Consider the following 15,126-nt stretch of genomic DNA (forward strand, 5'->3'; position numbering starts at 1 on the left):
AAGAGGGTGACTAAATCGTAAAATTAAACACGTTCAACTTTACCTGATTTTAATGCACGAGTTGAAACCCATACTTTTTTAGGTTTACCATCAACAAGGATACGAACTTTTTGTAAGTTTGCTTTCCAAGTACGACGGTTTGCGTTTAAAGCGTGAGAACGACGGTTACCTGCTGAAGTTTTACGTCCAGTAATTACACATACTTTTGCCATTTTAGAATTTCCTCCTTTACAAAGATGCTAGTACTTTTCAGTCGCATCATAAATAATTGTATAAGACTCTATACGATTCGGTGTTCTAACACACTTTATTAATTTATCATATAACCCAATGCTTTGCAAGTGAAAATCACTTATCTATAAAGTTTTTTTACTTGACAGCTGTTTATTGTTAGATGTACTTTATTTATATGTACGACTAGTGTAAAATGAAGTGGATAGGTAAGCAGTAAGCAAATAGGGAGGAATGAGTATGTCTATGGAAATTGAAACAAAACTCGGACAAATTGAAATCGCTGACGAAGTAATCGCAACAATTGCGTCGGATAGTGCAACAAATCAAGTTGGCGTGATAGGCATGACTTCTAAAAAATACATCCGTGACAGTTTTAATGAAATGCTAAAAAAAAGAAAAACAACTCTAAAGGCGTTGTTGTTACTAAAACAGAAGCAGGTTATGTGGTCGATGTTTATGTTGTTGTCACATACGGTGTGAAAATTTCAGAAGTTGCTCGTAATATTCAAGAAAACATCAAGTATAATTTAGGCAAACAATTGAACATTGAGGCAAACGAAATTAATGTGTATGTTCAAGGTGTGCGACTATTGAATGATTAGTCTAACAGACTAAAGAGGAGGATAATCACAAGTGATTATAAAGACAATTAACGGTGATAAATTAGCAGCAATGATCGCCCAAGGTGCAGTACAACTTGCTGCCAATGCAGAGTACGTCAATTCATTGAATGTGTTCCCTGTTCCGGATGGCGACACCGGTTCGAACATGAGCATGACCTTAACATCGGGAACTGAAGAAGTGGCAAAATTTGACCATACGACAGTTGCGCAGGTTGGTAAACATTTATCAAAAGGATTATTAATGGGTGCCCGTGGTAACTCGGGTGTTATTTTATCGCAGTTGTTCCGTGGCTTTTCTAAAACAATCGAAGATAAAACTGAAATCAACGCCAGTGGCTTAGCTGCTGCCTTTGATAACGGCGTTAAAACAGCATACAAAGCTGTGATGAAACCAGTCGAAGGAACGATTTTAACCGTGGCTCGTCTGGCGGCTGAAGCAGGCGTTGTTGCCGTTGAATCGGGAATCGAAGATGTGGTGGAATTAATGACCATTATTGCTGAAGCTGGCGAAGTTGCTCTTGCATCGACACCTGACTTACTACCTGTATTAAAAGAAGTGGGGGTTGTTGATAGTGGGGGCCAAGGCTTACAAATCGTCTATAATGCCTTTTTAGCAGAATTAAAAGGTGAAGCACAGGCTGAAGCGTTAAAACCGACTTCATTGTCAAACTTAGTTACGATTGAACATGAAAACACTGTCAATGAGTACATGAATCCAGAAGACATTAAGTTTGGTTACTGTACTGAAATTATGGTGTCAATTAATAATATCGATGAAAAACCGTTTGACGAGGAAGAATTCCGTAATACCTTAGCTGAGTACGGGGATTCACTGATTGTTATTGCTGATGATGAAGTGGCGAAAGTGCATGTGCATTCAAATACACCAGGTCAAGTCATTGACTATGGTCAATCATTTGGTCCGTTGCTTAAAATCAAAGTGGATAATATGCGTGAGCAAAATTCAAACTTACAAGATAAACAACAGACCCAAGCACCACAAAAAGATGTGGCCGTAGTAGCTGTTTCATCAGGTGCTGGTTTAGATACGATTTTTAAAAGTCTGAACGTTGATGTGATTGTCTCTGGTGGTCAAACAATGAACCCAAGTACAGCCGATTTACTAGCCGCTGTAAAAGAGGCGAATGCTAAACATGTCATTATCTTACCAAATAATAAAAATATTGTGATGGCAGCTGAGCAAGCGGTGGAGTTAGCCGAAGAAGCGCAGGTGGCCGTTGTTAAGTCGAAAACGATTCAACAAGGCTTAGTCGCTTGTTTTGCTTACATGCCAGAAGCGTCATTTAGCGAAAACCAAGCTGCGATGTCAATCGCACTTGAGAATGTTAGCAGCGGTGCGATTACAACAGCCGTACGTGATACTGAAATTAAAGGTGTTACGATTGCGAAGGATGATTTTATGGGGATAGTTGATGGCACAATTGTGTTATCAGAACAAGACCGTGAAGTCGTTGCGTTAGCAACCTTAAGCCAAATGATTGATGAAGATTCAGAAATTGTGACGATTATCGTGGGTGAAGAAGCGACTGTAGCGACAGCAGAAGCTCTCGCTACAAAGATTGCCGCACAATTCGAAGACGTTGAAATCGAAGTGAAAGAAGGAAACCAAGCGGTTTATCCTTATTTATTCGCAGTCGAATAAGAGGCGTCAAATAAAAAAGGTTCATCGCATACGTGTGGTGGGCTTTTTTTATATGAGAGAGGAGGAAGAAGATGGGAAACGCCACAATACCATTAAACCAAGTGAAGGGGATTGGCCCGAGCGCCCAAGAAAAGCTTCAGAAACTTGAAATTGAGACCGTCGCTGAGCTATTCGACTATTTCCCGTTTCGATACGAGACAAATGAGGAAGTCGATTTAAGTGTGGCTCCTAACGAAGCACGTGTCAATGTGGTAGGAGAAATTGTGACGCCTGCTGTTGTCAGTTACTTCGGTCAAAAACGAAATCGTTTGAGTTTCAAATTAAAGGTGGCGCATCTTGTCATACAGATTACCTTCTTTAATCAAGGCTATCTCAAAGCAAAACTTAATGTTGGTGATAGCATTCGAATTATTGGTAAATGGGATCGTCAACGCCAAGCAATTTCAGCCTCTAAATACGCGATGGCTGACGAAACGACTGCAACGGTTGATGACAAGAAAATGGAGCCGGTCTACTCAATGACTGAGGGAGTGAAGCAAAGTCAATTTCAAAAATGGTTACGCACAACATGGGAGCAGTATCAGCACACGATTGAAGAATATCTCCCGCCCACGCTCATTAACCGATACCAATTGCTCAATCGTCATGCGGCCTATGAAGCAATTCATTTCCCGACTGATCTACAGCAATTGAAACAGGCGCGACGACGCTATACGTATGAGGAATTGTTACTGTTTCAGTTGAAGTTACAGTTGATGCGGCAACGAGAAAAAGAACAGAGTGGCGGTATTTCGATTAAATACGAGGTACAAGCGCTGCGTACGTATATCGCTTCTTTGCCCTTTGAATTGACGGGGGCGCAAAAGCGTGTTGTCAACGAAATTTGTGGCGATCTGCTGTCTGCCACCCACATGAATCGGCTATTGCAGGGTGATGTTGGATCAGGTAAAACCGTCGTTGCTTCGATTGCGATTTTTGCAACGGTTAATGCAGGTTATCAAGCGGCCTTAATGGTGCCAACTGAAATATTAGCGGAACAACATTTCGCGGAGTTGACACGTTTGTTAACGCCGTTTGGCATCGAAGTTGCATTGTTAACAGGTTCTACGAAAGCAAAAAATCGTCGTGTGTTGCATGAACGGATGGCGAGTGGTGCCCTCCACGTGTTAATCGGAACGCATGCTTTAATCCAAGATGATGTCGTCTATCACCGTCTCGGACTCGTTGTTACGGATGAACAACATCGTTTTGGTGTGAAACAACGACGTGCCTTTCGTGAAAAGGGCGAACAGCCTGATGTGTTATTTATGACAGCAACACCGATTCCACGTACATTAGCAATTACGGTCTTCGGTGAGATGGATGTGAGTGTTATTAATGAGCTGCCAGCCGGTCGCAAACCGATTGAAACACGCTGGTTTAAACATGAACAAATGGCTGATGTATTAGCCTTTACCCGCCGTGAAATAGCCGAAGGCCGCCAAGTTTATATGGTAGCACCTCTAATCGAAGAGTCAGAAAACATGGATTTACAAAATGCATTTGATTTGCATGCCCAAATGCAACAATACTTTGGGGCAGCGATTCCAATTGGTCTCATGCATGGTCGCTTGAAAGCGGTTGAAAAAGAAGAGGTCATGCATGCTTTTGAAGCGGATGAAATAAAAATGTTGGTGACAACAACGGTCATCGAAGTTGGTGTCAATGTTCCGAATGCGAGTACAATGATTATTTACGATGCCGAGCGGTTTGGTTTGAGCCAACTACATCAGCTCCGCGGCCGTGTCGGGCGAGGTGGGTATCAATCGTATTGTTTCTTAATCGCTGACCCGAAATCAGAAAATGGTAAAGAACGGATGCAAATTATGACGGAATCGAACGATGGTTTTGTTATATCACAGCGCGACCTTGAATTACGCGGGGCCGGCGACTTTTTCGGCAATAAACAAAGTGGCGTGCCCCAGTTTAAAGTGGCTGACTTAGTTGAAGATTACAGGGTATTAGAAGTGGCCCGAACCGATGCCATCCAGATCATTAGCGAGCGTTTATTAACACAACCGGATTACGAGCGTTTGGCTCAAAAGGTCCAATGGCAGTTACAGGCTGAAGCTACTAAAATTGATTGATTGGTTAATAAATCCTCGTGTTTTAAAGCGATGGCTTGCGACACTAGTCGTTTATTTGTATAATAAAAAAGAGGTTGTTATTGACTATTAGTAACAAGTACTAAAAAGTGCTCAAGAATGGAGACTCGGCTATGAAAAAACATCCTAAAAAAGAGCGTCAACGCCTACTCGTTGAAACGATCGAACGCAATCCGTTCACCACTGATGATATGCTTGCTGCTCAGTTTAATGTGAGCGTGCAAACCATTCGACTTGATCGGATGGAAATTGGAATTCCAGAATTACGTAAACGGGTGGAAGATGTTGCAAACCGTCAGTTCCAAAATGAGGTGCGCTCATTGCCGCTCGAAGATATTATTGGTGATATTATTGATTTGGAACTTGATCAGCGTGCCATCTCAATTTTTACGATTGAGGAAGAGCATGTTTTTCAGCGTAATCAAATTGCCCGCGGTCACTATTTATTTGCTCAAGCGAATTCGTTAGCCGTTGCCGTCATGGGCAGCGATAGCGCCTTAACCGCTCGTGCGAATGTGACCTTTATTCAACCAGCTAAATTAGGCCAACGAGTCGTTTGCAAGGTCAGTGTTAGTGCGCGCGATGATGCGTCTAAAAAAACGTTGCGGACAGTAAAAGTCGAAAGTTATGTGAATAACCATATTGTTTTAAAAGGAACATTTGAAATGTATCCAGAAGTAGAAGCTAATTAGGTAACCATATGAAGGAGACGAAGTAGATGAAAATCGCAATTGATGCAATGGGTGGCGATCACGCACCACAAGCAATCGTTGAAGGTGTCGTTCACGCCGCCAAAAAAACAACCGGAAACTGCGTTTGTTTTATACGGAGACAGTAGTAAAATCGCACCTTATTTAGAATATTTGGCTAATGTTGAGGTTGTTCATACGTCAGAAAAGATTGAAAGTACCGACAGTCCCGTTGAAGCAGTACGGAAGAAAAAAACAAGCCTCAATGGTGTTAGCGGCAGCCGCAGTGAAACAAGGTGTGGCTGATGCCTGTATTTCTGCTGGGAATACAGGAGCTCTGATGGCGGCTGGTTTATTCGTCGTCGGACGGATGAAAGGGATTAAGCGCCCAGCACTGGCACCAACGATTCCAACGACTGATGGCAAAGGATTTGTCTTGCTTGATGCAGGGGCTAATGCAGATGCAAAACCCGAACATCTTCTCCAGTTTGGGATGATGGGGTCTGCCTACGTTTCTGCCGTTGAAAAAATTACCAAGCCACGTGTTGGCTTACTAAATATCGGTACAGAGTCGAATAAAGGCACCGATTTAACAAAGGGAGCTTATGTTTTACTCGAACAAAATACTCAAATTAACTTTGTTGGAAATGTCGAGGCCCGCGATTTACTAAGTGGCGTCGCTGATGTTGTGGTGACCGATGGTTTTACTGGCAACATGGTGTTAAAAACAATTGAAGGTACAGCTGGTAGCTTAATGAAAATGGTTAAGGGTGCAATGACAGCAACACCTCTTAGTAAACTCGGTGCGCTAACGATGAAAAAGGGAGTCTATCAAATTAAAGATATGATGGATTACAGCAATTACGGCGGTGCTTGCTTATTTGGTTTAGCAGGTACGGTTGTAAAGGCACATGGCTCATCTAATGCCCACGCGATTGAAACAACGGTAGCACAGGTTATCGCAATGGTTGAAGGTAATATCATTGGTAAAATAAATGAGTCACTGGAACAATCGAAAAAGGAGGAACAAATTAATGAGTAAAGTAGCATTTGTCTTTCCCGGACAAGGGTCACAGGTAGTTGGCATGGGGATGGATTTATATGAGCAAGATCAATTGGCTAAACAGGTGTTTGATGAGGCGAATGCCTTACTGCCATTTGACTTAGTCGATGTGATTAAAAATGGGACGGCTGATGATTTGAAGGCATCTCGGGTGGCTCAACCGGCTTTAGTTACGACGAGTGCAGCATTTTTAGCCGTCTTAGCAGCGGCGGGGGTGACTGCTGATTATGTTGCTGGCCATAGTTTAGGTGAATACAGTGCGCTTGTGGCAGCACAGGTTTTACCAAGTGCAACTGCCGCCCAACTCGTTAATAGACGGGGGGAACTAATGGAAGCGGCAGCAACGGGAGCAATGGCTGCTGTCATGGGAACAGCAGAAACCGATTTAGAAGCCATTTTAGCAACCGCCCGTGCGACCAGTGATGAAGTTGTTCAGTTAGCGAACTTAAATTGCCCAGGACAACTCGTTATTTCAGGTACAGTCGCAGGAATCGAAGCGGCACAGTTGGCAGCGAAAGAAGCAGGTGTTAAACGGGTTATTCCGCTTAAAGTGAGTGGACCGTTCCACTCGGAACTGATGGCGCCGGCTGCAACTGAGTTTGCGACTGTGTTAGCCCAAACAACGTTTGCTGACGCGATACTGCCTGTCATTACAAATGTTGATGCGATGGCAACTACCGCCGCGGCTGACTTCAAGGTGAAACTTGAACAACAACTAACCGCTCCTGTACAATGGATTAACACAATGGATTATTTAATTAAACAAGGTGTTGAAACGATTGTTGAGATTGGTGCAGGTAAGGTATTAGCAGGTCTAATGAAAAAGATGAATCGTTCGATTACTATTTATAACGTGCAGGATGTTGCCTCACTTGAAGCAACGATTGCCGAATTAGGAGGAAAATAAATGGAACTAGCAAATAAAGTAGCGATTGTTACTGGTGCCTCGCGCGGAATTGGTCAAGCGATTGCATTTAAATTAGCGGCACTCGGCGCAAAAGTGGTTGTTAACTTTGCTGGAAACGTTACAGCAGCAGATGAGACAGTTGCTAAAATCAAAGCGGATTACGGCGTTGATGCACTAGCGATTCAAGCGAACGTGGCCGAAGAAGAAGAGGTGAAACGACTATTTAAAGAAACGTTGACAGCCTTCGGTCAAGTCGATATTTTAATTAACAATGCAGGTATTACCCGTGACAATTTATTAATGCGAATGAAAGTATCTGAGTTTGATGATGTGATTAATGCAAACCTACGCGGTACGTTCTTATGTGTTAAAGCTGCGGCACGTCCGATGATGAAACAACGCTCAGGTGTGATTGTCAATATGGCTTCAGTGGTTGGTCTGACTGGTAATGCTGGGCAAGCAAACTATGTTGCAAGTAAAGCGGGTGTCATCGGTTTAACAAAAACAGCTGCCCGTGAATTAGCACCACGTGGCATTCGTGTGAATGCTGTGGCGCCTGGTTTTATCGATACCGATATGACTGTTGATCTACCGACAGAAGTGAAGGATGCGATGCTTGCTCAAATTCCGTTAGCAACAATGGGTAACACGCAAAATATTGCAGATGTTGTGGCCTTTCTTGTATCTGATGCGAGTGCCTATATGACGGGACAAACGTTATCCGTTGACGGCGGAATGGCAATGTAACTGTTTGTTTGAAAAAAAGCAGGCTGAAATAACGGTAAAAGCACGCTTATCTTTAAAAAAACCTTTATAAATCCCTTTGAATCAACTATAATAACTGAAGGGAGGTGAAATATAACATGGCTGAAAACATTTTTGATAAAGTAAAAGAAATCGTTATTGATCGCTTAGACGTAGATGAATCTAAAGTTACTGCTGAAGCTTCTTTCAAAGAAGACTTAGAAGCAGATTCACTTGAAATCGTAGAATTAGTAATGGAATTTGAAGACGTATTTGACACTGAAATTTCTGATGAAGCATCTAAAGAGATTCTTACAGTAGGTGATGCAGTAAAATACATTGAAGAAAACGCATAAGCAACACGCATAAAAAATGATGAGGGTTCGTTATTTAGTGATACAACTACATAACAGCCCTCACTCATTTTATAAAAAGGAGAATCGCGATGAAAACATTACAAGCGTTACAAGAACAGGTACAGATTACATTTAAACAAGAGGCATTACTTGAACAAGCCTTCACGCATGCTTCTTATTTGAATGAAAATCGCACAAAAGAGGGCAAACACTATGAACGGCTCGAATTTTTAGGTGATGCAGTGCTTGAATTGACCGTTTCGGATTATTTATTTAACCGTTACCCTGAACGACCAGAAGGTCAATTGACTAAATTGCGAGCGGCCTGTGTTTGTGAAGGCGCCCTCGTTATTTATGCGAATGAATTACAATTAAGCGATTATTTCCGGATTGGTCGCGGTGAAGAAAATGCCGGTGGGCGGACGCGTGAAGCGTTGATTGCCGATATTTTTGAAGCGTTTGTCGGTGCGATGTATTTAAGCGAAGGTATCGAGGTTGTACGTGAATTTCTTGGTAAAGTCGTTTTCCCAAAAATTGATCAAGGTATGTTCGAAGCCAATAATGACTATAAGACACTCTTACAAGAGTGGTTACAACAAGATGGCGATATAAAGATTGTCTATCAATTGCTAGCAGAAGATGGACCTGCCCATGATAAAGCCTTTAAAGTACGTCTGTTCGTCAATGATGAACCACAGACGTTTGGTGAGGGACGGACTAAAAAAATAGCAGAGCAAGCGGCAGCCCAAGCAGCATTGGCAGCCTATCAAACAAAGATTAACAACTAAGGAGTGACAGTCGCAATGCAATTAAAACGTTTAGAGATGAATGGGTTCAAGTCATTTGCAGAAAAAGTAGCGGTTGATTTTGTACCTGGTATTACGGCTGTTGTCGGACCAAACGGTAGTGGTAAAAGTAATGTCACAGAAGCCATCCGTTGGGTGCTCGGTGAACAATCAGCGAAGGCATTACGTGGTGGTAAAATGAGTGACATTATCTTTTCAGGTAGCGACACACGCGCAGCGATTAATATTGCCGAAGTCACGCTCGTATTTGATAACGAAGACGGTTTTTTACCCGATGATCATACTGAGGTTAGTGTAACGCGTCGTGTGTATCGTAATGGTGATAGCGAGTTTGAAATTAATCAACAGCCTTGTCGTCTCAAGGATATCGTTGAACTTTTTATGGATTCAGGCTTAGGGCGGGAATCGTTCTCGATTGTTTCTCAAGGTAAAATCGATAGTATTTTAAATAGTAAACCAACGGATCGCCGTCTCATTTTTGAAGAAGCAGCCGGTGTCTTAAAATATAAATCACGTAAAAAACAAGCGGAAGCAAAATTGCTCGAAACAGATGAGAACTTAAACCGTGTGCAAGATATTTTGTTCGAGTTACAAGACCAAGTGGAGCCGCTTGAAATTCAAGCAGCGATTGCCAAAGACTATTTGGCTCAAAAAGAAACGCTTGAGACCTTTGAAGTCGGCGTTCTAGCGGATGAAATTCAAACATTGACACAGGCAACTGACAAAACGACAGTCGCCCTTCATCAATGGCAGGCGAAGCTGAGTGAGAGCAAGGCGAAAGCCGACACGTTATTAAAACAATGGCAGGCGAAGAAAACGTTATTTGCTGAAGTAACAACTGAGGCAGATACGGTGCAAGAGCAACTCGTGGAAACAACGCGTTTACTCGAACGAGCGAATGGTCAATGTGAGGTTTTAAAAGAACGGGCCTTGCACGGTCAAGCGAATGATTCCGAAGTTGTCGAACAATTGGAGGCAGTCACCGCAGTATTAGCAACAGCAAATAATCAACTAGCTGAGCAACAACAGCTGTATGATACGCTATTAGCTAAGGTTATTTTGATGCGTCAATCGGTGCAACAATTACAAAATTTTGTCGATGGCAAGGTCGAATGGACACCTGCTAAAATTGAGCGTTTGAAAAATGATTACATCGACTTACGTCACGAACAAACAACTTTGAAAAATGAAAATGCCTTTATGACGAAGCAACATGAACAAAATAAACATCGTTTAGATAAACTGCGCTCAGAAAATGCGGCTGTAATTGAAAACAGAGCTGCAGCCACCGCCCAACAAGCAGAAAAGCAAGCGCTGTTAGGTGAACAAACAACCGCAATTGAGCAAAAACGGGCGCAATACGAACAATTAACAAACACATTACACACCGCCGAAGCGGCAGCTGCTCAGGCTGATTCGCAGTTGTATAAGGCGTATGAAATGCGTCAGCATGCAAAGGCGAAACATGATACACTCGTGGATTTAGAAAATGATTACGCGGGCTACTACCAAGGGGTTAAGATGTTGCTCAAAGAGCGTCATCGTTTTGGCGGCCTAGTGGGAGCTGTCGCTGAACAAGTCACTATACCGTCGCAGTATGAAACCGCGATTGATATTGCCTTAGGCGCTAGCGCCCAACATTTAATTGTTGAAAACGAGCAAACAGCTCGTGAAGGGATTGCGTACTTAAAGGCGAATCACCTCGGTCGTGCAACCTTCTTACCGATAACAACAATCAAACCACGGATCATGCCACAAGATCTTAAACAACGCTTGGTGCAGCATGAAGGCTTCATTGGCATCGGGTCGGAATTAGTCACAATCGATGCCCGCTATCAAGTGATTGTTGGTAACCTCCTCGGTCAAGTAATTATTGCATCTGATTTAATCAATGCCAATCAGCTGGCTAAACTGATCAATCATCGCTTTCGTATTGTCACACTCGAAGGCGACGTAGTGAATCCTGGTGGTTCAATGACTGGTGGGGCAATGAAACAAAATAAAGCACCATTGTTAGGCCGTAAAAGTGAGATTGCCTCATTGGCGGCTAAACTTGTTCAAATGGAGGCGGTTATTAGCCAACTCGAACAAAAAGTCACAGCCCTCAAGGCGGAAGTGACAGCTACGCGTGACCAACGTGAAGCACTCCGATCTGAAGGAGAACGCCTGAACTATGAAGTGAAACGAATTGAAGAAGACATCGCTGCGACGCAAACTGCAATGTCGCGTATTAATGAAAATATGCATATATTTGATTTCGATGTGAAGGAACTCGTCGATGAAAATGCGTCATTAATAAGCAAAATGGCTGCAAATGAAGCGAAGATGGCTGAAATGACAACGACTTTAGCGAGCCAAGAAAGCGCGATTGAACAGGCAACCCAAAGTCAAAATATGGCTGATGAACAACGGGCCGAACACGTGCAACGTTTAACGGATCAGAAAACCGAATTGGCTGTATCTGAAGAAAAACTGACTCAGGCGAAAAACAAACTCGCTGAAATGAAACAGCTGATTGCAACGCATGAGGCAAAGGCTGAACAGTTACAAGAAAAACTAACCTTTATTCATTCACAGCAGACCGAACACGCCTCGACAAGTGAGCAACTCGAAGAAACACGTGATCGCTTACAAACGGAGATGAATGCTGTGCAAGCGACCTCTGATAAATTGAAAGCGAAACGAATTCGCGTTGAAAAACAACTGGGTGAGGTGGCGTCAACACGGGAATATCAATTAAATGAAGTCGCAACTCATGAGAAGCAGTATAACGAAGCCTTAATGTCACTCGAACGTGACCAAAATGAGCGGACATATCGATTGAATGCCTTAAAAGAAAATTATGACTTAACGTTAGCTGATGCGTTAGCACGACCAGCGTTACAGCTTCCGATTGAAGAGGCGAAGAAAAAAAGTGCGTCTGATTAAACGAACAATTGAAGAACTTGGACCGGTTAACTTAGGCGCAATCGAAGAATTCCAACGCGTGCAAACACGCTACAACTTCTTGACGCAACAACAAACTGACCTTGTCACAGCCAAAGAGACATTGAATGTGACGATGTCTGAAATGGATGAAGAAGTGTCACGTCGGTTCTTTGAAACGTTTACTGAAATTAAGCGCCAATTCGAACTGATTTTCCCTAAAATGTTCGGTGGTGGACAAGCGGCACTCGTGTTAACTGATCCAGCCGACCTCTTGAATACAGGTGTCGATATCGTGGCGCAACCACCCGGTAAAAAACTGCAAAACCTGTTATTATTATCAGGTGGTGAACGCGCATTAACGGCGATTACACTGCTGTTTGCGATTATTGAAACGCGTCCGGTACCATTTTGTATTTTAGATGAGGTCGAAGCGGCGCTTGATGAAGCAAACGTGATGCGTTTTGGCTCATACATGCAAGCATTCCAACAAAACATGCAATTCATTGTCATTACACATCGTAAAGGGACAATGGAAGCGGCGAACGTACTTTATGGTGTGACGATGCAAGAATCAGGCGTTTCTAAACTCGTTTCCGTCCGTTTAGAAGAAGCTGACTCCTTAGTACCGAATAGCTAATACGAATAAAGTGAGGGTTTATAATGGGCTTTTTTAAGAAAATTAAAGATAAGATGACGAATTCATCAACTGAAATGACTGAAAAATTTAAAATGGGCTTAGAAAAAACACGCGATAGCTTTTCTGGGAAGTTAAATGCCCTTGTCGCACGTTACCGTAACGTCGATGAAGATTTCTTCGAAGAACTCGAAGAGATGCTCATCATGGCCGATATCGGTGTTAATACCGTAATGGAATTAATCGATGAACTACGGGATGAAGTCAAATTGCGCAATATTAAAGAAACGAGTGCCTTGTTTGAAGTGATTTCAGAAAAATTAGTCGCGATTTATGAAGAGGCCGGTGAGGTTGAAACAACACTTAACATTAACAATGACGGCTTAAATGTCATTTTGTTTGTCGGTGTCAATGGTGTTGGTAAGACGACTACGATTGGTAAATTGGCCAACAAACTAACAAAAGAAGGCAAAAACGTCATGTTAGCAGCCGCCGATACATTTCGTGCGGGTGCGATTGAACAATTAGAAGTGTGGGGCGACCGTGTAGGTGTGCCTGTTATTAAACAAAAAGAAGGCTCTGATCCCGCATCAGTTATTTTTGATGCTTTACAAGCAGCTAAAAGTCGCAATGTTGATGTCTTAATTTGTGATACAGCGGGTCGTTTGCAAAACAAAGTTAACCTCATGAATGAACTGAGTAAAGTGCGCCGTGTCATTGAGCGTGAATTACCGAATGCACCACATGAAGTTTTACAAGTTATCGATGCAACAACCGGACAAAATGGCTTGCAACAGGCAAAAGTCTTTGGTGAGGCAACTGACGTATCTGGCATCGTACTCACAAAACTTGATGGTACGGCTAAAGGGGGGATTGCTCTGGCAATCCGCCGCGAATTACAGGTGCCCGTTAAACTCGTCGGTTTAGGTGAGCAAATAGATGATTTACAAGTGTTTGATTCCAACCTATTTGTCTATGGCTTGTTTGGCGATATGATTGATAATGAGTAAGGGCTGCTTCGATCTACAGAAGTACGTTCTTAGCACAAAAGCGACATCAGCTTGTTAAACCTTGAAGATAGTGGAATGTAAAAGAATAACAACTATATACTGATGTTACTTTGTCACTTGCATTAACTTTCCAAGATAAAGCAGTTTAATTCGACTTTATCGACAATCTGGAGTGTTGCCCAAAAGGGTGACACTTTTTTTACTGTTGATATTTATTATTTAACGGCGAATTGTATAATCAAGTTAGCCACCTGAATTTATAAAAAAAAGTGCCTTAGCGAAAAATCATGTATTATTGAGATTACGACACCAAACAATAAAGGATGATTTTGCTATGACACTCATAAAGAATGACACATTTAAAACAAAACATACACACCTTTCTGTTGCCGAACGTAGGATGATACAAATGTTACTCCGCAAGAAAGAATCACATCGGTCAATTGCTTATTTACTCAATCGGTCACCTCAAACAATTAACAACGAAGTTAAAAGGGGAATAATCACGAAAAGATTTCGATTGAAAGTAAACAAAAAACAAAGCACCGTCTTTCTTGTTCGTTCTTACTCGCATAAAAAGGGACAAGCTTGTTATGAACTCAAGCGCAAAAATTGTGGCCGTAAATACAAATGGATTTCCTGCGTTGCCTTCATTGAATATGTCACTCGAAAAATAGCAATTGATAAATGGTCACCTGATGCAATCGTTGGCTATGCCAAACGCCATCAGCTTTTTTTCAGACGATGAAATGCTTTCAGTAAAAACACTTTATCATCTGATTGATGCTGGTTTCTTAGGCGTCAAAAAACATTGACTTGAATAAAAAGGTATCACGACAAATTAAGAAACAAAAAAAGTCGTAAGAACAAGCGTATATTAGGACAATCAATTGAAAAACGTCCAGACATCGTTGATGTCCGAGAAGAATTAGGGCATTGGGAAATTGATACTGTTGTTGGTCTGAAAAATAAAGCAGACGCTGTTTTTATTAACATTGACTGAGCGTAAAACACGATTTGAATTCATACTCAAAGTCGAAGGAAAACAAGCATCTTTTGTGAATAAAGCCCTCTTACACCTTAAGAAACAGTGTGGATCATATTTTGGAGCCCTCTTTAAAACCATTACTGCGGATAATGGCAAAGAATTTTCAGGCATCAATGAGTTGCTCAAAGATACACTGGCTATTTATTTCACACATCCTTATTCCTCTTGGGAACGTGGCACCAATGAAAATCATAATGGAATCATTCGAAGATTCATTCCAAAAGGACGTTCTGTCAGTGATGTAAGTGATCAACTTGTCCAAAGGATTCAAACATGG

General features: G+C 42.1%; 15 protein-coding genes and 1 pseudogene. 15 read left to right on the forward strand and 1 reads right to left on the reverse strand.

What is annotated here, in order from left to right; genetic code table 11:
• Window positions 1–23: 23 nt before the first annotated feature.
• Window positions 24–212, reverse strand: coding sequence for a 50S ribosomal protein L28 (rpmB, locus tag BCAMP_RS01805; protein WP_035313209.1), 189 nt, complete (start codon window positions 210–212; stop codon window positions 24–26).
• A gap of 259 nt (window positions 213–471) precedes the next feature.
• Here rpmB and BCAMP_RS01810 point away from each other — a divergent pair, with 259 nt between their 5' ends.
• The 15 genes and pseudogenes from BCAMP_RS01810 to BCAMP_RS12350 form a co-directional block, all read left to right on the forward strand.
• Complete coding sequence (locus BCAMP_RS01810; protein WP_456297560.1) at window positions 472–714, forward strand: Asp23/Gls24 family envelope stress response protein; 243 nt, start codon at window positions 472–474, stop codon at window positions 712–714.
• The gene (locus tag BCAMP_RS15190; protein ID WP_456297561.1) at window positions 678–836 is read left to right on the forward strand and encodes an Asp23/Gls24 family envelope stress response protein; all 159 of its coding nucleotides are present in this window, start codon (window positions 678–680) and stop codon (window positions 834–836) included. Before BCAMP_RS01810 ends, BCAMP_RS15190 begins: the two co-directional genes overlap by 37 nt.
• A gap of 31 nt (window positions 837–867) precedes the next feature.
• The gene (locus BCAMP_RS01815) at window positions 868–2,520 is read left to right on the forward strand and encodes a DAK2 domain-containing protein (RefSeq protein WP_035313211.1); all 1,653 of its coding nucleotides are present in this window, start codon (window positions 868–870) and stop codon (window positions 2,518–2,520) included.
• Between the two features lie 71 nt (window positions 2,521–2,591).
• A complete protein-coding gene (recG, locus tag BCAMP_RS01820) occupies window positions 2,592–4,646 on the forward strand; it encodes an ATP-dependent DNA helicase RecG (protein ID WP_035313213.1) in 2,055 nt (684 codons plus the stop codon).
• A gap of 131 nt (window positions 4,647–4,777) precedes the next feature.
• A complete protein-coding gene (gene fapR, locus BCAMP_RS01825; protein WP_035313215.1) occupies window positions 4,778–5,356 on the forward strand; it encodes a transcription factor FapR in 579 nt (192 codons plus the stop codon).
• Window positions 5,357–5,382: 26 nt separating this feature from the next.
• Window positions 5,383–6,395 (forward strand): annotated as a pseudogene (gene plsX / locus BCAMP_RS01830) (phosphate acyltransferase PlsX).
• A complete protein-coding gene (gene fabD / locus BCAMP_RS01835) occupies window positions 6,388–7,323 on the forward strand; it encodes an ACP S-malonyltransferase (protein WP_035313217.1) in 936 nt (311 codons plus the stop codon). The pseudogene plsX and the gene fabD overlap by 8 nt, the downstream one beginning before the upstream one ends.
• Window positions 7,324–8,070 (forward strand): 3-oxoacyl-[acyl-carrier-protein] reductase, encoded by a 747-nt coding sequence (fabG, locus tag BCAMP_RS01840; RefSeq protein WP_035313219.1) that lies wholly within the window; start codon window positions 7,324–7,326, stop codon window positions 8,068–8,070.
• A gap of 116 nt (window positions 8,071–8,186) precedes the next feature.
• The gene (locus BCAMP_RS01845; protein WP_035313221.1) at window positions 8,187–8,423 is read left to right on the forward strand and encodes an acyl carrier protein; all 237 of its coding nucleotides are present in this window, start codon (window positions 8,187–8,189) and stop codon (window positions 8,421–8,423) included.
• Between the two features lie 89 nt (window positions 8,424–8,512).
• On the forward strand, window positions 8,513–9,211 hold the full coding sequence (gene rnc, locus BCAMP_RS01850) for a ribonuclease III (protein ID WP_035313223.1): 699 nt from the start codon (window positions 8,513–8,515) through the stop codon (window positions 9,209–9,211).
• A 15-nt stretch (window positions 9,212–9,226) separates the two neighbouring features.
• On the forward strand, window positions 9,227–12,157 hold the full coding sequence (gene smc / locus BCAMP_RS01855; RefSeq protein WP_051456801.1) for a chromosome segregation protein SMC: 2,931 nt from the start codon (window positions 9,227–9,229) through the stop codon (window positions 12,155–12,157).
• Complete coding sequence (locus tag BCAMP_RS12340; protein WP_051456802.1) at window positions 12,144–12,794, forward strand: coiled-coil domain-containing protein; 651 nt, start codon at window positions 12,144–12,146, stop codon at window positions 12,792–12,794. The genes smc and BCAMP_RS12340 overlap by 14 nt, the downstream gene beginning before the upstream one ends.
• A 23-nt stretch (window positions 12,795–12,817) precedes the next feature.
• Complete coding sequence (gene ftsY, locus BCAMP_RS01860) at window positions 12,818–13,801, forward strand: signal recognition particle-docking protein FtsY (protein ID WP_035313225.1); 984 nt, start codon at window positions 12,818–12,820, stop codon at window positions 13,799–13,801.
• 334 nt (window positions 13,802–14,135) lie between these two features.
• Complete coding sequence (locus BCAMP_RS12345) at window positions 14,136–14,549, forward strand: helix-turn-helix domain-containing protein (protein ID WP_051456803.1); 414 nt, start codon at window positions 14,136–14,138, stop codon at window positions 14,547–14,549.
• 247 nt (window positions 14,550–14,796) lie between these two features.
• Window positions 14,797–15,126, forward strand: a 330-nt coding sequence (locus tag BCAMP_RS12350) for an IS30 family transposase (RefSeq protein WP_198015677.1), incomplete at its 3' end; no start/stop codon positions are given.

This window comes from Brochothrix campestris FSL F6-1037 (assembly GCF_000525915.1).
Taxonomy (GTDB): Bacteria; Bacillota; Bacilli; order Lactobacillales; family Listeriaceae; genus Brochothrix; species Brochothrix campestris.